Origin of the sequence: Pseudomonas halotolerans (genome assembly GCF_039581215.1) — a bacterium.
GTDB lineage: Bacteria > Pseudomonadota > Gammaproteobacteria > Pseudomonadales > Pseudomonadaceae > Aquipseudomonas > Aquipseudomonas tehranensis.
Genome location: NZ_JBCNTJ010000008.1, coordinates 1 through 20,089, shown reverse-complemented (window position 1 = coordinate 20,089; position 20,089 = coordinate 1). Strand labels below are relative to the sequence as shown.

At 57.2% G+C, this 20,089-nt stretch carries 16 protein-coding genes and 4 pseudogenes; 13 read left to right on the top strand and 7 right to left on the bottom strand.

Annotated features, from left to right (window positions below; translation table 11 throughout):
* Positions 1-45 precede the first annotated feature (45 nt).
* A complete protein-coding gene (locus AAIS01_RS12840) occupies positions 46-1,344 on the bottom strand; it encodes a mechanosensitive ion channel family protein (RefSeq protein WP_343469266.1) in 1,299 nt (432 codons plus the stop codon).
* A gap of 193 nt (positions 1,345-1,537) precedes the next feature.
* On the opposite strand from AAIS01_RS12840, the gene AAIS01_RS12835 reads away from it, so the two are divergent.
* The gene (locus AAIS01_RS12835; RefSeq protein ID WP_092397423.1) at positions 1,538-2,884 is read left to right on the top strand and encodes a DEAD/DEAH box helicase; all 1,347 of its coding nucleotides are present in this window, start codon (positions 1,538-1,540) and stop codon (positions 2,882-2,884) included.
* 246 nt (positions 2,885-3,130) lie between these two features.
* Here AAIS01_RS12835 and AAIS01_RS12830 read toward each other — a convergent pair whose 3' ends face one another.
* Positions 3,131-3,406, bottom strand: a complete 276-nt coding sequence (locus AAIS01_RS12830; protein ID WP_343469265.1) for a hypothetical protein — start codon at positions 3,404-3,406, stop codon at positions 3,131-3,133.
* 287 nt (positions 3,407-3,693) lie between these two features.
* Here AAIS01_RS12830 and AAIS01_RS12825 point away from each other — a divergent pair.
* From AAIS01_RS12825 to AAIS01_RS12795, 7 genes and pseudogenes are all read left to right on the top strand, one after another.
* Positions 3,694-4,650 (top strand): annotated as a pseudogene (locus tag AAIS01_RS12825) (ShlB/FhaC/HecB family hemolysin secretion/activation protein); the annotation flags it as partial.
* A pseudogene (locus AAIS01_RS25695) lies at positions 4,644-5,108 on the top strand (DUF637 domain-containing protein); the annotation flags it as partial. The pseudogenes AAIS01_RS12825 and AAIS01_RS25695, both read left to right, overlap by 7 nt.
* A 641-nt stretch (positions 5,109-5,749) precedes the next feature.
* A complete protein-coding gene (locus AAIS01_RS12815; protein WP_343469263.1) occupies positions 5,750-6,310 on the top strand; it encodes a hypothetical protein in 561 nt (186 codons plus the stop codon).
* 210 nt (positions 6,311-6,520) lie between these two features.
* Positions 6,521-6,805 (top strand): annotated as a pseudogene (locus AAIS01_RS12810) (IS4 family transposase); the annotation flags it as partial.
* A gap of 70 nt (positions 6,806-6,875) precedes the next feature.
* Complete coding sequence (locus AAIS01_RS12805) at positions 6,876-7,136, top strand: transposase (protein WP_343469262.1); 261 nt, start codon at positions 6,876-6,878, stop codon at positions 7,134-7,136.
* Positions 7,114-7,713, top strand: a pseudogene (locus AAIS01_RS12800) (transposase); the annotation flags it as partial. The gene AAIS01_RS12805 and the pseudogene AAIS01_RS12800, both read left to right, overlap by 23 nt.
* A 333-nt stretch (positions 7,714-8,046) precedes the next feature.
* Positions 8,047-10,539, top strand: coding sequence for an exo-alpha-sialidase (locus AAIS01_RS12795; protein ID WP_343469261.1), 2,493 nt, complete (start codon positions 8,047-8,049; stop codon positions 10,537-10,539).
* Between the two features lie 600 nt (positions 10,540-11,139).
* Here AAIS01_RS12795 and AAIS01_RS12790 read toward each other — a convergent pair.
* Positions 11,140-11,871 (bottom strand): DUF899 domain-containing protein, encoded by a 732-nt coding sequence (locus tag AAIS01_RS12790; protein ID WP_343469260.1) that lies wholly within the window; start codon positions 11,869-11,871, stop codon positions 11,140-11,142.
* A 187-nt stretch (positions 11,872-12,058) separates the two neighbouring features.
* Between AAIS01_RS12790 and AAIS01_RS12785 the strand changes: the two genes are divergently transcribed.
* Positions 12,059-12,451 carry a transcriptional regulator gene (locus tag AAIS01_RS12785; protein WP_343469259.1) on the top strand — a complete coding sequence of 131 codons (393 nt, stop codon included), beginning with the start codon at positions 12,059-12,061 and terminating at the stop codon, positions 12,449-12,451.
* 141 nt (positions 12,452-12,592) lie between these two features.
* On the opposite strand, the gene AAIS01_RS12780 is transcribed toward AAIS01_RS12785, so the two are convergent.
* The 3 genes from AAIS01_RS12780 to AAIS01_RS12770 form a co-directional block, all read right to left on the bottom strand.
* Positions 12,593-13,459 (bottom strand): DUF6279 family lipoprotein, encoded by an 867-nt coding sequence (locus AAIS01_RS12780; RefSeq protein ID WP_343469258.1) that lies wholly within the window; start codon positions 13,457-13,459, stop codon positions 12,593-12,595.
* 96 nt (positions 13,460-13,555) lie between these two features.
* Entirely contained in the window at positions 13,556-14,272 is a 717-nt protein-coding gene (locus AAIS01_RS12775; protein WP_343469257.1) for a TorF family putative porin, read from the bottom strand.
* Positions 14,273-14,467: 195 nt separating this feature from the next.
* Entirely contained in the window at positions 14,468-14,656 is a 189-nt protein-coding gene (locus tag AAIS01_RS12770) for a hypothetical protein (protein WP_025212437.1), read from the bottom strand.
* Positions 14,657-15,006: 350 nt separating this feature from the next.
* On the opposite strand from AAIS01_RS12770, the gene AAIS01_RS12765 reads away from it, so the two are divergent.
* Complete coding sequence (locus AAIS01_RS12765) at positions 15,007-15,843, top strand: CvfB family protein (RefSeq protein WP_047227905.1); 837 nt, start codon at positions 15,007-15,009, stop codon at positions 15,841-15,843.
* 318 nt (positions 15,844-16,161) lie between these two features.
* A complete protein-coding gene (locus AAIS01_RS12760) occupies positions 16,162-17,610 on the top strand; it encodes an NCS1 family nucleobase:cation symporter-1 (RefSeq protein ID WP_343469256.1) in 1,449 nt (482 codons plus the stop codon).
* Here the strand turns inward: AAIS01_RS12760 and AAIS01_RS12755 are convergent, their stop codons facing one another.
* Positions 17,611-18,783 (bottom strand): MFS transporter, encoded by a 1,173-nt coding sequence (locus AAIS01_RS12755; RefSeq protein ID WP_343469255.1) that lies wholly within the window; start codon positions 18,781-18,783, stop codon positions 17,611-17,613.
* 103 nt (positions 18,784-18,886) lie between these two features.
* Here AAIS01_RS12755 and ptrR point away from each other — a divergent pair, with 103 nt between their 5' ends.
* Together ptrR and AAIS01_RS12745 are read left to right on the top strand one after the other, a co-directional pair.
* Positions 18,887-19,780, top strand: a complete 894-nt coding sequence (gene ptrR / locus AAIS01_RS12750; RefSeq protein ID WP_343469254.1) for a putrescine utilization regulator PtrR — start codon at positions 18,887-18,889, stop codon at positions 19,778-19,780.
* Between the two features lie 140 nt (positions 19,781-19,920).
* Entirely contained in the window at positions 19,921-20,046 is a 126-nt protein-coding gene (locus tag AAIS01_RS12745; RefSeq protein WP_343469253.1) for a PA1414 family protein, read from the top strand.
* Positions 20,047-20,089 lie beyond the last annotated feature (43 nt).

The following is a 20,089-nucleotide window of genomic DNA, read 5'->3' as shown; positions in this document are numbered from 1 at the left end:
GCTATCGCGAGCAGGCTCGCTCCCACAGGAAACCTGTTGTGAGTATCAGATCACCTGCTTCTGCGGCTCCGGCAGGTGGCTCGCCCCCAACGCCGCCGGCAACAACCCCGAGCGCAAATCCATGCCGCTGGGCTGTTGATACAGGTTCAAGCCGAACTCCGGCATCACCGCCAGCAGGTAATCGAAAATATCGCCCTGAATGCGCTCGTAGTCGGCCCACGCAGTGGTGCGGGTGAAGCAGTAGATTTCCAGCGGGATGCCCTGGGCCGTGGTCTGCATCTGGCGCACCATGCACGTCATGTTGGGCTGGATGTCCGGGTGGCTTTTCAGATACGCCAGGGCGTAGGCGCGAAAGGTGCCGAGGTTGGTCATGCGTCGGCGGTTGGCCGACATCGCTGCGACGTTGCCCTGGGCTTCGTTCCAGGCCTTGAGTTCGGCCTGTTTGCGGCTGATGTAGTCGGTCAGCAGATGAATCTGGGTCAGGCGCTGTTCTTCCTCGTCCTGCAAAAACCGCACACCGCTGGCATCGATGAACAAGCTGCGCTTGATCCGTCGCCCGCCGGATTGCTGCATGCCGCGCCAGTTCTTGAACGACTCGGACATCAGGCGCCAGGTGGGGATCGAGACGATGGTCTTGTCGAAGTTCTGCACCTTGACCGTGTGCAGCGTGATGTCCACCACGTCACCGTCGGCCCCCACCTGGGGCATCTCGATCCAGTCACCGACCCGCAGCATGTCGTTGCTGGTCAGCTGCACGCTGGCGACGAACGACAGCAAGGTGTCCTTGTAGACCAACAGAATCACCGCCGACATGGCACCTAAACCCGACAGCAGCAACAGCGGCGAGCGGTCGATCAGGGTGGCGACAATGATGATCGCGCCAAACACATACAGCACCATCTTCGCCAGTTGCACGTAGCCTTTGATCGAGCGGGTGCGGGCATGCTCGGTGCGGGCGTAGACGTCCAGCAAGGCGCTGAGCAGGGCACTGGTGGCCAGCACCATGAACAGGATGGTGAAGGCCAGGGCGACATTGCCCAGGAAAACCATGCTGGTCTTGCTCAGTTCCGGCACCAGGTGCAGGCCGAACTGGATGACCAGCGAGGGCGTCGTCTGCGCCAGGCGATGGAAAACCTTGTTATGACGCAGGTCGTTGACCCAGTGCAGGGCCGGCTGGCGGCCGAGCAACTTGGCACCGTGCAAAATCAGGTAGCGCGCCACGCGCCCGAGCACCAGGGCAATGACCAGCAGCAACAACAAGGCAAGGCTGGACTGCAGAAGCGGGTGCTGCTCAAGGGCACCCCAGAAGTCTTGAATGTTGACCCAGAGCTGTTTGATGTCCATGGACGAAACGGTTCTTCTATAAAGACGCGACGGTGCGATTAGAGCATTTAAGCCAGGTTAAGTGACCCTTGATGACGAATCGGCTCACAAAAAAGCCACTGATTAGCGCCGTTCGTATAAAGAAACTCGGCCTTCGCGCTCGAAACCGTTACCCTATGCAGCTGTTTTTTTGCATTTCTTCGAGGTAGCACCCGTGTTTTCCCAATTCGCCCTGCACGAACGCCTGCTCAAAGCCGTGGCCGAGCTTAAATTTGTCGAGCCAACGCCGGTGCAGGCAGCGGCTATTCCGCTCGCGCTCCAGGGGCGTGACCTGCGGGTGACGGCGCAGACCGGCAGCGGCAAGACCGCAGCGTTCGTGCTGCCGATCCTCAACCGTCTGATCGGCCCGGCCAAGGTGCGCGTCAGCATCAAGACCCTGATCCTGCTGCCGACCCGTGAGCTGGCCCAGCAAACCTTGAAGGAAGTGGAGCGCTTCTCGCAGTTCACCTTCATCAAGTCCGGCCTGATCACCGGCGGCGAAGACTTCAAGGTCCAGGCCGCCATGCTGCGCAAAGTGCCGGACATCCTGATCGGCACCCCGGGGCGGATGATCGAGCAACTGAACGCCGGCAACCTTGACCTCAAGGAAGTCGAAGTGCTGGTGCTGGACGAAGCCGACCGCATGCTCGACATGGGCTTTGCCGAAGACGTGCAACGGTTGGTGGACGAATGCGTCAACCGCCAGCAGACCATGCTGTTCTCTGCCACCACCGGCGGGTCGGGCCTGCGGGAAATGATCGCCAAGGTGCTGAACAACCCTGAGCATTTGCAGCTCAACGCGGTCAGCCAACTGAACGCCACGACCCGTCAGCAGATCATCACCGCTGACCACAACCAGCACAAAGAACAGATCGTGAACTGGCTGCTGGCCAACGAAACCTACGAAAAAGCCATCGTATTCACCAACACCCGTGCCATGGCCGACCGCATCTACGGTCGCCTGGTGGCCCAGGATTACAAGGCGTTCGTGCTGCACGGCGAAAAGGACCAGAAAGACCGCAAACTGGCCATCGACCGCCTCAAGCAAGGTGGCGTGAAAATCCTCGTCGCCACCGACGTTGCCGCCCGTGGCCTGGACGTTGACGGCCTGGACATGGTCATCAACTTCGACATGCCCCGCAGCGGTGATGAATACGTGCACCGCATCGGCCGCACCGGCCGTGCCGGCAACGATGGCCTGGCGATCTCGCTGATCTGCCACGGCGACTGGAACCTGATGTCGAGCGTCGAGCGCTACCTCAAGCAGAGCTTCGAGCGCCGCACCATCAAGGAAGTCAAAGGCACCTACGGCGGACCGAAAAAGGTCAAGGCTTCGGGCAAGGCCGTTGGCGTGAAGAAGAAAAAGGTCGACGCCAAGGGCGACAAAAAGAAAACCGGCGCCAAGGCCCCGACCAAGCGCAAGATCGCCAACCGCCCGAAGACCGACGCTTTGTCGCTGGTCAGCAAGGACGGCATGGCCCCGCTCAAGCGCCGCAAGCCAGAGGCGCCGGCGGCTGAGTGATACGGAGGTAGTGCTGCATAAAAAAACCGGACCTTGGGTCCGGTTTTTTTATGGGCGAAACTCAAACTTAAGTTCGATGCAGAACCCTGTGGCGAGGGGATTTATCCCCGCTGGGTTGCGAAGAAGCCCTAAAACCGGACACTCGGTGTATCTGGTTCAACTGAGTTGCTTTGACTGGGGTTGCTTCGCAACCCAGCGGGGATAAATCCCCTCGCCACAGAAGCGGGTTGTGTGCGCTTTGAGCAGTCAACCGGCTTTCTTTTCTGCCTTCTTTAGTTCTTCCAGACGCTCATCAATCAACTGGCACTTATCCGGCACATCCTTGCTGGCGGTCTCCAGGTCCATGGCTTGCAATTCGTCATTGATTTCCTTGGCCTTGGCCGGGTTCTGTTCGGTGAGCTTGGTCACCTCCTGGGCCAGCTGTTCCCGCTTGGCGGTGGCTTCCTCGGGGGTGCAGGTGGCCCAGGCGGGGAGGGCGCAGGCGAGGGAGGCGGCTAGGGTCAGTTTCAAGAAAGCTTTCATGGCAGGGCCTCGTATTCCTTGTTGGGCTGATAAGGGGTTGAGGCCACACGAGGGGGGAAAGTTCATTGGCTGAGTGTCGTGAGGTGCGACCGGCACCGTGTCTGTCCGTTTCGCAGGACGTTTCCGGCTCCTCATCGGACCTTTCGTACTCTTATACGAGAAGCACCTGATTTCAGATGAATGGTTTCGATTCTAGCCTCACAGATTAAACAATTCATTGACGTCAAATTGATGGCTAACTAGTATCGCGCCACTATTTTGATATCGTTTCTGTAGAGGGATCTAACATGTCCTCCCCCATGATTTGGGCGAGGTTGTGCGTAGCTTTGCTGTGCCTTTCTCCCCTGACACTTGCTCACGCCGCCCCCACCCCCGGCGAAACCGACCTGATCCGCGAACGTCAGAATCGTTTGCTCGAAGAACAGCGTCGACGCCTGGAGGAGCTCAAGGAGTTACCCGGCAAAGAGACCAAGCCTACCCAGCCGACGGCGCCGGCCGATACCCGCTGCTTCCCCATCAAGACGATCGAAGTCAAGGGCGCCGACAGTCTTTCCGCCAGTGAACGCAAACGACTGCTCAATCCCTACATCGGTCAATGCCTGGGCGTGGCGCAGCTCAACGAGCTGCTCAAAGTCATCACCGATCACTACATCGAAAAAGGCCTGGTCACCAGCCGCGCCTATCTGCCGCAACAGGATCTGTCCGGTGGTCACCTGCAAGTGCTGGTTGTCGAGGGCCGACTGGAAGGTCTGAAAGGCGCCGAGAACAGCAAGTTATCAGACCGTGAATTGGCCATGGCTTTTCCCGGCAAGGCCGGTGACCTGGTCAACCTGCGGGAGATCGAGCAGATGGTGGATCAGCTTAATCGCCTGCCCTCGAATCAGGCGAAGATGGAGCTGACCCCCGGCCAGAACGTCGGTGGCAGCGAAGTACGCGTGACCAACGAAGCACAAAAGCCCTGGCGCGCCGGATTGTCGCGCAGCAACGACGGCCAGCGCAGCACGGGCGAGCAGCAGTGGGGCAGCAGTTTCGAGTGGGACAGCCCGCTGGGGCTGGCGGATCAACTGATGCTGCGCGGCGGTCACGATGCGATGACCGACCACCAACACACCTCCAACAACGCCATGCTCTATTACAACCTGCCGTGGGGCTGGTGGAATATCAGTTACACCTACAGCCAGAGCGAGTACCGCTCGCAAATCCCGCTCAACGGTTTCAACTTCAGGCAGACCGGCGACAGCCAGAAACGTCCACGCTTTTAAGCAAGGCATTGGGGCAAGGGGGCAGCGTGAGCGATGCATTGAAAGGTGCGTTGTTCAATACGTTGGCGGCAGCCAGCTTCAATGCGATTGGGGATTACACCAAAGGAGTACTGGCTGACGGTTCTTTGCCGAAGATCGCCGTTCACGCGATGGTTGGAGGTTTGCTGGCAGAAGCGACTGGTGGTGACTTCAGAACCGGTGCCCTAGCAGCAGGGGCGAACGAGGCGCTCGTTACGCATCTGAACACGCTAGTTAAAGGTAATGAAGATCTGTTGAGCATGAGCTCACAAATTGTTGGTGTCTTGGCAGCAGCGGCGCAGGAGGATACCGATGCTAGCAAAATGGAAACGGGTAGCTGGATCGCGAGAAATGCTACGCAATATAACTTCATGGGCCATCAGGAGCTTGATGACCTGGAAAAAGCTGCCCGCCTTTGTGAGGCTAAAGGAAACTGTGAGGAGGTTAAGCAGCAGTTTAGGAATCAAAGCGTTGCGGACGATGATGCGCTTGCAGCCTTGTGTGATGGCAATGCGTATTTTTGTGTTCAGTTGTATGGTGATCTAGTGCATGACCGGAATAGCTTGCAGGAGCGTCTTGCGCAAATGGCTTTGGATGACACCCTCCCAGCTATGTTTCGGGAGGACCTGCATCGTTATCAGATGCAAAATACCAGTGCCATCGGTACGTTGACTCAAGCGCTAACGCAGCTATCCCTAGAAAGCAATGGGGCGTCTCCCGAAGCTGCTAGCTGGGGGAGCTATCTGCTCTCTGCCATGGGGGGCTTGTTGTTTGGGAAAACAGGGGCAAAAGTAACCAGCATCGAATTTGTGCCGAAAAAGACTCGAAATAGTGCGGGCCAGATCGAGGTGAATATGACTTCCAGCGATGCTATAAAAATGCTTGAGTCAAGTGGATATAAGAAGAATTTGTATCAAAATGGTACAATTACAGTAATGACAAATGGAGATAAAATATACCGCTTTTATCCAAGGTCGACGTCCACAGGACAACCTACGGCTTCGCTGAACATTGAAGGGATTAAGAATCCGGTAACGAAAATTAGATTTATTGGAGAGTAAAATTGACAATTCGGAAAGTTGATTTTGTTGAGTTGTCTCGCTTAATTGGTGAGCTGTCAGGAATGGTTGATTTTAAAAAGGATCTGCCTACGAATTTGTTTGTTGGAAATGGCTTTAAGTTTTGGTTTTTTGAGAGGCCATTGCTAGATTTTGTTGACGCGTTTAGTGAGTTGGTTTCAGAAAGTCTCTCAAGTTTTGGGGGGGATGTATTTATAAAATTTTCAGGAGAGGAGTTTTTGGTCGATAGCTGTTTTGCTATCAATGGAGATACTGTTGATGCGGACGCCTCTTGGGTTAGCGATAATTTTGAGGATTTTTTTGGTGGTAGGGTTGGTTATCCAGTGGTTTTGTTTAATGGGGCATTTGACTGGGTCGCTTTTGAAAGTTTGCGTGAAGAGTTTGGCGTGATTGCTGTTAAGGTGTCGAGTTTTCAGAATGGCTTTTTCGAATATTTGGAATCAAATTTCATTTCCTGTGATGGACTTTCAAAAATGTCATCCTCTAGCTCTGTAGAGGGTTTGATTGCAAAGGCCTTTGAGTTTTCATATTGCCGAAAAAAATGAGATTGCGGTTCTTCAGGGGCAGACCACAGTTCTGTGTAGGTTTTAGATCTAAGGCTTGGTTTGTACCCAAAAGGAAAATGGGGACAGATTTGAATGGCACTTACTTAACAGCTAACTAGCTGATACGACTGCGAAAAAATGAAAAAAAGCTGGCCTTGGTCTACGGTGATAGTTGCGAACACACACCGATCAAGCAAGGACACAGCCCGAGTGAATCGTAGACGCCAAATCGTCCGACATCAACAGCACCGTATGCGCCAGCACGCCATGAACAGCAATGCTCATGCTTTCTTCAAGCTGCTCTCCGATCCTGAGTTATTGCGGGGTGTCGAGTCGTCGATACCCAAGCATCGCCAGCGGCTATTTCCCCCGACCGAAACGCTGTCCATGTTTTTGTCCCAGGCAATGAGCGCCGATCGGTCCTGCCAGAATGCCGTGAATGATTTATCCATCAAACGCTCCTGCGAGGGTTTGAAACCCAACAGCGTTCATACTGAACTGGCCTAATGATTTTGGACACTTCAATCGGGCGCTATGATGGCGCCCAAATCTGAGGTGTGTGGATATGCGTAAATCTTATTCCAGTGAGTTCAAACTCAAGGCCGCCAGCATGGTGCTGGACGAGGGCCAGTCAGTTCCCGATGTTTGTGCCAGTTTGGATATTGGCCCTACGGCCTTGCGCCGTTGGGTCGACCAGGTTCGCAAGGAGCGCTTGGGTTCGACCCCGGTGGGGGCCAAGGCAATCACCGCCGATCAGCGGGAGATTCAGCAGCTCAAAGCGTTGCTCAGGCAAAAAGACCTAGCGCTACCTCACGGATCTGCGTGAGCTTAAGGATGCATTTGGCGTAAAGGTCTACGCCTATTGCCTGATGACCAATCATGTTCATCTGTTGCTGGCCCCGGGGGAGTCGGTCGCTGGGTTGGGGCAGTTGATGAAGGCTCTGGCGGCGCGTGCGACGCGCTACCGCAATCGGTTGGAGGGGCGTTCAGGCACTTTATGGGAAGGCCGTTACAAATCCAGCGTGGTGCAGTCGGATTCTTACTTGCTTGCCTGTTGCCGGTACATCGAATTGAATCCTGTGCGAGCTCGAATGGTGGCTGATGCTACGGATTACCCATGGTCGAGCTATCGAACCCGGGTAGGTGATGTGCCAGACAGCCATTGGCTGGATGCTGATCCATGCTTTGTTGCTCTGGGTAATACAGCTGCGGAGCGTTGTCGTCGGTATGAGGCTTTCGTACGCCAAGCCGTTCCAGCGGATGAGGTCAGATTGATTCGCGATGCTTTGCAGCGAGGTCAGTTGACGGGGACGAGCCGTTTCGTGGACGAGGTAGAGCGGATTGTTGGTGTACGCATAGAGCAGCGAGGGCAGGGTAGGCCAAGGGTTGATTCGGAAAAATAAATCTGTCCCCTTTTGCTGCTGCTTGGCAGGCGTTCCGTCGCTGCGCGAGCCCAGACACGGATTGAAGTCTTTTTCAGGGATTTCCCTAGCCGATATGAAACCGTCGTCTACCATGGAGAAAGTGACTGGCAGCCCTATGCCTGTAACGCTGGGTCGCTCCTTCACACAGGACGTGAGTGCTTCATTAGCTAGGAGGCTAACAATATGTCTGACGCAATGCAGTCGATGACTTCTAGATCACCCGGTGCCGTTCGCACTTGAGCAATGGAACAACTACGCCTGTCAGGACGTCTCCACGGCCTGCGATAGCTATTAATTCAAGGAATGAAATCTATGAGCCTTAGAGCGATACTCAGTCGGCTGATGTTGTGCCTGTGTGGTTTGTTCGCGGCGTCATCGGCTTATGCGGAAAGTGTGATCATCGCCACGTCGCGACCTGATGAGGGGATCGTAGTTGATGTGTTTGACAGCCCTGATGCCGTAAACGGCATACCTTCTTCGTCGGGCATGGTGCCATTTCCCTCGATAGGATTGGCTACACCCGCAGTGCAGTCGTTCAAGGGCAAGGTTTATATGTTTTGGGCCAACGATAGTGATTCCGCTATCTATTTTTCCACTTCGGCGCAGGGCAGTAATTGGTCCACCCCACAGCCCATTCCGGTATCTGACATCGTGGGTAATGTCTCGGTGACCGTGTTTCAGCAAAAGCTGGTACTGACCTTTACCGACGAGAATCATATAAATAGCATCAGCTCCGAGGACGGCATAGCCTGGTCCAATGTTAACCCTATCGCGGTCTCCAGCGACGCCGCTACTAACAGTCCTGTGGTGTACAACGGAAAATTATTTGTCCTGTACAGCGAGGAGGACGATCACACGATTAACTATGTGACCTCGGACGATGGCGTGCTGTGGAGTAAGGAGAATCCTGGATTCAGTGCAAATGCTCTCAGAGTGCTGAGTCTGGTGCCCGTGGTCTACAACGGTGAGCTGTTGGTCTATTACTCTTATGATCTTAGTAATTTTGCCGTGCGCAGTTACGACCGGGGCGGTCACTGGGGAGATGAACAAAGACTGTCGGGCATAGCAAAAAGTGAGCTTTTCCTGAACCGTGCAACCATCACCGGTAACCGCATTTTTATCAGCAGCGGCCCTACCACTTTTGGTTCAAACGATGGGGTCAACTGGAGTCCCTATTATTCCAGGCTTTTCTCTGACAGTTTGACCGGCCCATCGGGATTGGGCGTTTCCTATGTCATTACCACAAACGATTTAACGGCGGACAACCCGCAGTTGCCAGCCGATCTAGCGACGGGCCTCAGTCATACTGACTATGCTACCTTCGCCTGGCGTAGCTTTTTTGCACTGAACAATACGGCCAAGGCGCCATTGCCCGCTAACCGCGGCGTCGGCAATCCCGACAGCAGCTTTGCCGATTCGGGCAAGGTCCCAAAATCTTCCAGCCCGTTGTTGTGGCAAACCTTCGCCCACCGCAGCGAGTTGTTTCCGGCGGCAGGGTTCAATAAAGTTGGCGGTCCTACGCGTTCGTTTGGTTCTGATCCGCTATACACCTATACCCAGTTCCTCAATAACAAGATACGGATGGCGCCAGGCACTGACTTCACCCTTTATAACAATCTGGATGAGGCGACCCAAATAGGGCAAAACGCTATTTTCTTCCCGGTTAAGCCTCCCAATGTGGCGAAGACAGCAGATGCACGGGGAGACTACGCTCCTTCAAGCGACAGCCAGATCCTGTTCGAGGCCAAGGCCAACCCCGTCGTTTACAAGTATGCGCAAGGCCTGACCAGTTATCCGGATCATATTGTGCTGCCCGACGGTGCGGTGGAGGTCAAGGCTGCATGGCGCAAGCTGGCCGACATCCCGGTACCGGATCGTGCGCGCTACCATTCGGCGACGGTGGTGACCTATACGGGCACCGACACTGACCCGGAGGCGCAGAACGAAGACTACGCACTGGTCGCCTTGCATATCATCCATAAGACGCCCAACTACCCGACCTTCATTTTCGCCACGTTCGAGCACGAAGATGCCCTGACGTTGCCCGACGGTAAGTCGCCGACCGGACTCTACTACATCGCCAACTACAACAAGATCGATTACCCCGGCCTCGATACGCCGCCGAGCGCCACCTTCTCTGACGGCAACAAGACCTATACGGTTTCCCTGCCGCCGGAGGGCAAAGTCGTAAGCTCTAACCCCAACTTACCCGTCTACTCAGGCAGTAATGGGATCCCCGAAGGACAGGCTGGGCCGATCTCGGTCGTGCAACCCTTAACCATTCATTCCGAAGTCGCAGCGGTGAACAATCAGGTCAAGCAACTCATGGATGGCAGCAGTGAGTTCGATAATTCGGTCTGGAAGCATTATCGGCTCAAAGGCGTGCAAGCCATCCCGTCGAGCACTCAAACCGATCCGGATTACTACCTGGCCAATATCATGGTCGAAAGCAGCCAGCCGGGGATCCAACTGTTTCGTGGGAGCAACGTATTCCCGATCCCGAATAACAACACCCTGACCAATGCGCGCAATCAGCCGAACATCAATGTGCCGGATTATGCTCACAGCACTCAAAGCCTGACCATGGGCGGCTGCATGGGGTGTCACGGCATCGCCCAGAGCTCGCTGAAACAAGGTTTCAGCTTCCTGTTCGATGCGATCAATCCCACGTTCAGCAAAGGTGTCACCGGCTTTGCGGGCCCAGAGACCGTAGGCTTACCTGATCCGCGGACCTCGAAGGCACGGGCCCTGAAATACTCTTTCGGTCCTCAGAATGCGGCAGCCGTTGAGGCGGCGGGCAAGTAGCCGCCAAACATAGGCGAAGCGAGATAGCCCTGCTTTCTGAGGTTGGCGCGATAGCCCTTTCCGACAAAGAACCGGACCTTGAATCCGGTTCTTATTGAAATCCAAACCTGATCGGCTCTGCCTTTGTGGCGAGGGAGTGGCCGCCGCGTCTTCGACGCTGCGCTGTCGCGCAGTGAACCACGCCCTGTGGCGAGGGGATTTATCCCCGCTGGGCTGCGCAGCGGCCCTAAAGCAGTTAACTCAATCTTTCTGGCACACCGAGTTGCCTGGCGTGGGGGCTGCTGCGCAGCCCAGCGGGGATAAATCCCCTCGCCACAAAGGGAGGCGCACTCGCCTAACTGAAATCACATTGCCGAATTGTGTTTGGCAGAAAATTTTATTTTTAAAAATCAGCAGGTTGTAGTTTATTCCATGAGAGCTTGCTCCCGCTGGACTCTGTAGGAGCTGGCGAAGCCTGCGATCTTTTGATCTTTCGCTTGGGACTCAAGCGTCTGGGAAGAGATCGTTGCACTCGACAGCTCCTACGCAACTGCTTCGCACCCCAGCGCGAGCAAGCTCCCTCGCCGCGGGGATCTCGCTCGACTTGTGCGGGTTGGCGCATCAGCCGTGGCAGCAGCTGTGTGGCTTGGCCTCGTCGTATTTATCATGATGCCGCACCCAGTCCATGATTTCGTCTTCATTGCGGCCTTTGGGCGTGAGGTCGAGGTAGTTGTAGGTGCCGACCAGGATGTCCAGGCCGCGGGCGTAGGTGGAGTAGGTGTGGAAGATGTCGCCGGCCTCGTTGCGATAGAAGACGCTCAGGCCGGGGAGTTCGCCTTCGGTGGTGTCGGTTTTTTCGTAGTTGTAGGAGGCTTTTCCAGCGGCGACGTCTTCGGCTTTGAAGCTGACGCCGAAGTCGTAGTTGAAGTCGCAGCCGTTTGACGAGACCCAGTCGAAGGTCCAACCCATGCGCCGTTTGAACGGCTGGAATTCGGCGAACGGGGCGCGGGAGACGGCGACCACGGCGACGTCGTGGTGGGCCAGGTGTTGGTTGGCGCCGTCGATGTGGTCGGACAGGAACGAGCAGCCATCACAGCCTTCTGTCCAACCGGGGCCGAACATGAAGTGGTAGATGATCAGTTGGCTGCGGCCGCCGAACAGGTCGGCCAGGCTCAGTTCGCCGTGGGGGCCTTGGAAGCGGTAGGGTTTTTCGATTTTTACCCAGGGCAGGGCGCGGCGTTCGGCGCTGAGTTTGTCGCGTTCGCGGGTGAAGGCTTTTTCGTGGATCAGGTGCTGGCGACGGGCGGCGAGCCATTCTTCCCGCGAGACGACGGCATGATTTTCTACGTTCATGGTGAATTCTCCTGCGTGGCAGAGCCGCTGATTCGGCACTTCTGTCAGTGGTCGTTTGGCCCTGGGTGAATTCGACAGGCCGTTGGTCGGCTTGTGAAATAGCCCACCGGTAAGCCCGGCTGAACGGCGGCGCAGCGCCTGGGTCACATCTTAAGTAGGCATCTCACTCTTTGGAGGATGGACCAAGATGACGACTTATAACTGGGACTTGATCGAACTGTTGTTGCACGAAGTGCAGAACGGTGCCGGCCACAGCTTTACCCCTCGGCCTTATGCGGAGCGGTATGCGGCTGAGAAAGCGGCTGCAGGCGAGGAGATCGAGAACCTCGATCATCTGAAAGCGGTCGCCGGGGAGTACGAAAAGTTGCTGCTGGAGCGTGGCTATATCGAGCCTCGGCCGGAGGAAGAGGGCGGTAATGGCGAAAACTTTGTGCTGACGCCTCGTGGCTCGCGGTTGCTGAGCCTGCTCGACAGCAGCATTCCGGGCAATGATCATCCGCGCCAGGTGCTGGATGAGCAGGACGATGCGCTGGATGAGTTTACTTTTGATGAGGTGGCTTCTAAGGCGCAGATTGCCTAGAGCCGCGCGCAGATATTGTGGGAGCGGGCTTGCTCGCGAAAGCGGTGTGTCAGTTAACAGTTATGTCGACTGATACACCGCTTTCGCGAGCAAGCCCGCTCCCACATTTGTTTTTCACTCCACATTGGATTTTTGGTGTTCTTAGGCGCGACTTGCCTTCAGGCACTTCAAATCACTGAAATCCTTTTTCACCCGGTCGATCTTCCTCAGCAAGTGTTCGCGTTGCGTCGCGGTGCTGTCGGCCATTACGTCCACCAGCAGGCTGCGGGCCTGGGCTTCGGTTTTGTCGAAGGCTTCGCGGTAGGCGGGGGTCCATAGGCTTTCGCGGTCGACCAGCAGTTGCTCGATGCGTTTGGGGAAATCGGGGCGGTGGCGCTGGGCCACAGCTTCGCTGAACTGGTTCTGCCAGTGCGCGCGGTTGGCGATCCATTGCTGGTTCTGATCACCCAAGGCGCGAGACCAGGCCTGCACGCGTTGGCGCTGGGTGTCGCTGAGCGGGCCGAGCCAGTCGTTCAGGCGTTTCTCCATGCGTTCGCTGCGCTCCTGAATCTGCTGTTGCAACGTCGGCTTGAGGTATTGCTGCTGGCGTTTGCGCTGATCTTTGACGAACGCGGCGTCCATGTCCGCGACCTGATCGTCGTTCAACCCCTGCAAAAGCTCGATGGCCGATGGCGTGATTTCCCGAGCGGTTTCGGCGATGGCGGCCTTGGCTTCCCGGGCACGCTGCTGCAGGGCCTGGTCGGTCACCTGATTGGTCTGCACCATGTTCTTCAAGCGGTCCAGCCAGTCGAGGTAGCCGGGCAGTTGCGTGGTGCAATGCCAGTTCAAGTGTTCATTGAGACGGTCGTTGAACCAGTCCTTTTGCTCGCCATTGATGTCCAGATAGTCGTTGAGCGTCCAGGGGATGATCAGGTCGAGATTGCGGTAGGCCAGGCCCACGCGGCTGCAGGCGGTGACGGTGAGCAGCAGGGCCATGAACAGGGCGAGACGGGTGAACCAGCGCGACATGAGCGAGTCCTTGCGAAGGCATGGGTTGCAAAGGCGTAACTGTCTTGTTTGAGCATGGCAGGTGCGCGGCAGTTCAGCCGATCGAATAAGTAACGCTTAGTAAAAAGGGTGTGCCATCTTGAGGGTCAGCAGGCCGTCGCATTCGCTGTTGTGGCCGGAGTACGCTGAGCAACGGCTGCCGCTCAGGCTTGAGTCGCTGTAGATCAGGTCCAGGTCAATACCCTTCCAAGGGCGGGAAATTTTCAACGACCAATCGCTGAAACTGCCTACATAACCGTCCTCCACCGACACGGGTGAATTGTACTGGTGGGTGGTGTACTTGGCGCTGACGCCAATGCCAAACGGCACGTTGCCGCCCAGGTCGGCAAACAAGGTGCTGTTCTGTTTGTCCGGGTCGTTACTGAAGGCCGCGCCGAAACGGCTGCCCAGCATGGTCAGGCCGCCGAAGAATTCCTGGCTGTCGAGCGTGTCGAGGGTGGGGTAGCTGTAGTGGATCAGGCCGATTTCGTAACCCAGGGTCTGGTCGAAGGGCTGTTTGAAGCCCATGTAGGAGTCGACCTCAAGTTTGCTCGAAGGGCTCAGGCCAACGCTGGGCGACCATTGGCCCACGTACCAGCCGCTGTCGTGGCTAAGGTCCAGGCCGCCATGAAACGAGCCGGTGCTCGAGGGTGTGACCAGCCCCTCGGCCATACTGCGGCTGGGCGTGGTGCCGAGTTTGAGGTCGAAATCGCCGAGTTCGCGCTGGAACACCTGCCCCTGAGCAAGGGGACATATCAGCAGGCTGATCGCCAGCAGAACACCAGGAATGTGCATGCTTCACTCCATCAATAGCGAGGAGCAGGAACGGTAACTAAGCTGAAACGCTTGAGCTAGAGAGGTGCAAGCATACCGGCGAATGCTCGGCAGCGAGGGCCGTTCGTCGATTTTTGCAGGATGAAGGTAGGCGGGGGAGGTTCCAGTCCAAGCGCTTCGAAGCTCAAAGCGCTTTGGGACCAGGTGACGCGATGATTACTTCTTGCCCAGACTGATCTGCTTGGACGGGCCGAATGTCTGGCCGCTGACCCCTTTGGCAATTTGCTGGATTTCCCCGCCGGACTTAAGGAACGCAGCGATTTGGTCGTTGATCGACTCGCTGGTTTCAACGGCTGGAGCTGGCTTTGATTTGCTGTTGGAGGCTTTTACGCGCATGACGGCCATTAACCTGTAAATAATTAATTGGGCCAGGCATCGTACAGGAAATACTTGACAATTGCTTGGCAAATATCTCCCTCAATTATCACGCGAGGCGTTGGAATAATGCCCGTTTATGCCGTCATTATTGCCCTAAGTCGCTGTTTTAAATAACAACCCTCGGGGATAAGTAACGTCAGGGCGGATGGCCGAAGCGGTCTCGCGGGGCGGCGTCCGCCTGACGAATGGCCGCCTGCGCGACGAAAACCCAGAGAAATCAATGGCTGCGCAAGGCCTTCCCGGCCGCGCGCGGCAGAGGCCACGAAACACACCGCAAAACCGGGTAGAATGCCGCCCACGCAATGAGGGTATTGGAAATGGCTTTAGTCGGGCGCTACAACAGTTTGCAAGTGGTTAAACACACTCACTTCGGTTTATATCTGGACGGCGGGGCGGACGGCGAAATTCTGCTGCCTAACCGTTATATCCCCAAGGATATTCCCAGCGAAGATGAAGACTGGCTCAATGTTTTTATTTATTTGGACAGCGACGACAAACTGATCGCTACCACGGAAAAACCCAAGGTTCAGGTCGGTGAATTTGCCAGCCTGAAAGTGGTTGAAGTCAACAGCATCGGCGTGTTCCTGGACTGGGGCTTACCCAAGGACTTGCTGCTGCCGTATTCCGAAGAAAAGCGTCAGATGACCGCCGGCGAATATTGCGTGGTGCACGTCTACCTCGACAAGCACACCCGCCGCATCACCGCCACGGCGCGCCTGGACCGTTATCTGGACAAGACCCCGGCCAACTACACGCCGGGGCAGGAAGTCGATTTGCTGGTCGCCGAAGCCACCGACATGGGCTTCAAGGCAATCATCAATAACAAGCACTGGGGCCTGATTCACAAAAACGAAATCTTCAAGTTCATGCGCGCCGGCAAGCAGGAAAAAGGCTTCATCAAGGAAATCCGCCCGGACGGCAAGATCAGCCTGAGCTTGCAACCGGTGGGGCAGGAAGCTGCGACGAGCCTGAACGCCAAGATCCTCGCCAAGTTGCGTGAAAATAACGGCACGCTGCCGGTCAGCGACAAGAGCGACCCGGTGCTTATCAGCAGCTTGTTCGGCGTGAGCAAGGGCAACTTCAAGAAAGCCATTGGCGCGCTGTACAAGAATGGGCAGATTGTCATTCATGCTGATCGGATTGAGTTGAGCTGATCTTCAGCAAACAACGGAATCTTTGGCAAAAGGATTTCCTGTGGTGAGGGGATTTATCCCCTCACCACAGGAGCTGTGTCTGCCTTTCGTCTGTATACAAAATTCTGCACCTTTAGCATGCACTGGCGCCCTGTTCGTGGGCGCATACCTGTTCCTGCGCGGCGTTCCTCCCCGCCACACACCGCAGTTTGTCTCACATTTCCAACCTGTGGCACGCATTCTGCGTAGCAACCCGTATACAAACCATGCCGGCTCCCGTGCGCAGTATGGTGAGCAGGGTGATGCGGGGGCACGGCGGTACTCAAAAGGAGCCCCGCAATGTCTGAGCAAGTGCCCAACGGCTACAGCCCTCGTCTCTATAACGAAGACCTGGGCCCGCTGCCGCAGAAATGGAACTGGTACAACATTTTCGCGTTTTGGATGAGTGATGTGCACAGCGTCGGCGGTTATGTGTTCGCGGCTAGCCTGTTCGCGTTGGGGCTGGCGAGTTGGCAGGTGTTGATTGCGTTGCTCTGCGGCATTTGCATCGTGCAGTTGATCGCCAACCTGGTCGCCAAGCCGAGCCAGCAAGCGGCGGTGCCGTATCCGGTGATCTGTCGACTGGCGTTTGGGGTATTCGGTGCGAATATTCCTGCGGTGATCCGCGGCTTGATCGCGGTGGCCTGGTATGGGATTCAGACGTACTTGGCCTCCAGTGCGCTGATTATCGTGGTGTTGCGGTTTTTTCCTTCGATGGAAGCCTACGCCACGCCGCAATTTGCCGGTTTGTCTTACCTGGGTTGGTTCGGTTTCCTCAGCTTGTGGTTCGTTCAGGCGCTGGTGTTCTGGGCTGGCATGGAGTCGATTCGCCGTTTTATCGACTGGGCCGGACCGGTGGTGTACGCCGTGATGTTTCTGTTGGCCGGCTGGATCGTATGGAAAGCCGGCTGGAGCAACATCAATTTCACCTTGGCGGAGAAGTCGTTGTCCGGCTGGCAAGCGTTTGGTCAGGTGATCGTAGCGACCGCGTTGGTGGTGTCGTACTTCTCCGGCCCGACCCTGAATTTTGGCGATTTCAGTCGTTACTGCCGGAGCATGTCTGACGTGCGCCGTGGCAACTTCTGGGGGCTGCCGGTGAATTTCCTGGCGTTCTCCTTGGTGACCGTGGTGATTGTCTCCGGGACCTTGCCAGTGTTCGGTGAAATGCTCCACGACCCGATCGCCACCGTGGCGCGTATTGATAACGACGTGGCGGTGTTGCTGGGGGCTTTTGCCTTTGTGACGGCCACCATTGGCATCAATATTGTCGCCAATTTTGTATCCCCGGCGTTCGACTTCGCCAACGTTGCGCCCAGCAAAATCAGCTGGCGTGCCGGCGGCATGATTGCGGCGCTGGCGTCGATTTTCATCACACCGTGGAATCTGTTCAACAACCCCGAAGTGATCCATTACACCCTGGACGTGCTGGCGGCTTTCATCGGTCCGCTGTTCGGGATTCTGCTGGTGGATTACTACCTGATCAAAAAACAGCAGATCGACGTCGACGCGCTGTTCAATGACGGGCCCAGCGGGCGTTATTACTACAGTGGTGGCATCAACTGGACGGCGGTCAAGGCGCTCGTGCCGGCGACGTTGATGGGCGTGGCGATTACGTTCACGCCGATGCTGCAAGCGATGGCCAATTTTGCCTGGTTCACCGGTTGCTTCCTGGGCGGGGTGTTGTATTTCGCCCTGGCGCGGCGCGAGTTGGCGCCGCAGCCATCGTTGAGCCCGGCCGGTCAGGCCTGATCAACGCAGGGCGGTCCGAGCGCAAGGGCTCGCTGCGTCCCGACCGGCGGGCCGCAGCAAGAGCCCGCCCGCCAGCACGAAACCGCTGCCGGCTACGATCAGCGCCGGATGCAAACCACCGCTGAAATGGCTGCTCAGCGCCGCCAATAACGGCCCGCTGAGCTGACCGACGGCAAAGAATGCGGTCAGCAGCGCCGCGTTGCGTTGAAGGCTGTGGGGTGCCAGTTCGCGGGAGCGCAGCACGGCCAGTTGCATGCAAGCCAGAAATGGCGTGCCACACAGGAGGACCCCCAACGCCAGCCCCGGCCCGCTGCCCAGCAGGCAGGCAAACACACCAGCGGCTTGCAGCCATAACGTACCGATCAGCCAGCGGCCAGTGGTGGCCGGGTTGGGCCGACGCAAGCTCACCAGCACCCCGCCGAGGGCGGCAGCCAGGCCGAAGCAGGGCCAGAACAGATCGGCCTGCCATTGCCCATGGAACTGCGCCGAAGCCATCTGCGACAGGAAGGTGGCGGGAATGATGTAACCCAAGCCGTACAGGGCGTACACCACACCGAGTCGGACGATGCTGCGGTTGGGCGACAGCGTGACCGCAGTAGCCACGGTCGCGGCGGCGGTGGGTTTTGGCAAGATCGGCAGGATGACCAGCAACATCGCCAATGCCACGCCGGCATACACCAGCCACAGAATGGCGGACGTCTGGCCCAACAGGTTCGAGCCCAGGGCGAGCAAACCTGTGAGGAAAATCCCCAACCCCGGCCCGGCAAACACCAGGGCGCCGAGGCGTGGCCGTCCCGCCGCTGCGGCCAGCGGTTGGCTCAGGGCGGTGATCATCACCATGACCCAGGCACTGGCCACACCGGTGCCGAAGCGCAGCGCCAAGTGAGGCCAGAAGCCCCAGGCCCAGAACGAGGCCAGAGTCAGCAACACGCACAACCACAGGCCCCCGATCAAACGCCGCCGCACCTGTTCCGGGCGGTGGGCGAACATGGCGTCCAGCGCGCCGAGGAAATACCCCAGGTAGTTGGCGGCGGCAATCAGACCGGCGGCGGTCAAGTCGATCTGACCTTCGCCGATTAAATGAGGTAACTGCGGCGTTAGGGCGAAGCGGCCAATGCCCATGGCCATCATCAGGGCGATAAAGCTGCCGAGCAGGCGAATCAGAGGTGACATGTCGGGTCTCCGGCGTTGAGGCGAATGACCGTCAGGCTAGGACTGATTGACTTTCATTAAAAATGAATAATAGTGAGTAACTTGTTCATTTTTGGAGAGTGTCGTGGAGTTCAGCCAATTGCGGATTTTCCAGGCCGTGGCCGAGGAAGGCTCCATTACCCGCGCTGCCGAGCGGCTGCACCGGGTGCCGTCGAACCTCTCGACGCGGCTCAAGCAGCTTGAGGAGCAACTGGGCGTGGATCTTTTCCTGCGCGAGCGTCAGCGTTTGCAGCTATCGCCAGCGGGAAAAGTCCTGCTGGACTATGCGATCAAGCTTTTTGCCCTGCACGACGAAGCCCATGCTGCCGTGCAGGGCGGGCAACCGGCCGGGGATTTTGTGTTGGGTACGATGTACAGCACGGCGGCGATTCATTTACCGGACCTGCTGGCCGGTTATCACCGCACGTACCCGGCGGTGAACTTGCAGGTGCAGTCGGCGCCCAGCGGTGAACTGCTCGAAGGCTTGCTCACCGGGCGTCTTGACGCGGCACTGGTGGACGGCCCATTGGAGCTGGCGGGGTTGGATGGCGTGCCGTTGTGCGACGAGCGGCTGGTGCTGATCACCGAGGCCGATCACCCGCCAGTGCGCAGTGCGTTGGATGTCCAGGGCCGCTCGGTATTCACCTTTCGCCAGGGCTGTTCCTACCGCATGCGGCTGGAAGCCTGGTTTGCCCATGACCATGCGGCCATGGGCCGGGCGATGGAAATTGAGTCTTATCAAGGGATGCTGGCGTGTGTGATCGCCGGTTCCGGGGTGGCGCTGATGTCCGAGTCGATGCTCGCCAGCCTGCCGGGCCGCGAGCGTGTGAGGATGCATCCGCTGGCCGAGCCGTTTGCCAGTGCCACGACCTGGCTGATGTGGCGCAAAGGCATGGTGGGGGCCAATCTCACCGCCTGGGTTGAACTGCAACAACAAGCGTGGCCTCGGGCGCCCCTGCTGGCGGAACAATCAGCTTGAGCGCCCGGTGTCGGACTTTGATGGATTCAGTAACAGATCATTGCAATGTGTAACGAGCATTGCGTAGGACTTCGGACTATTATCAGTGCGAAGGGGCCACAGAATTTTGCCGCTCGTACCACCCTGAAGGGGGCACCACGATGAAAGAGAAAATCCAGAACTGGCTTCACGACTTGGGTGTCGCGCTCGGCCTGATCGAGCCGCCCATGCAACCGATCCCTATCCGCACCGATGACGAGCAGCGCCGCCCGCCGCGCCGTCGGTAAAGACATCGCAGAATATCGGAGAGATCACAGTCTCGGGCTGTTT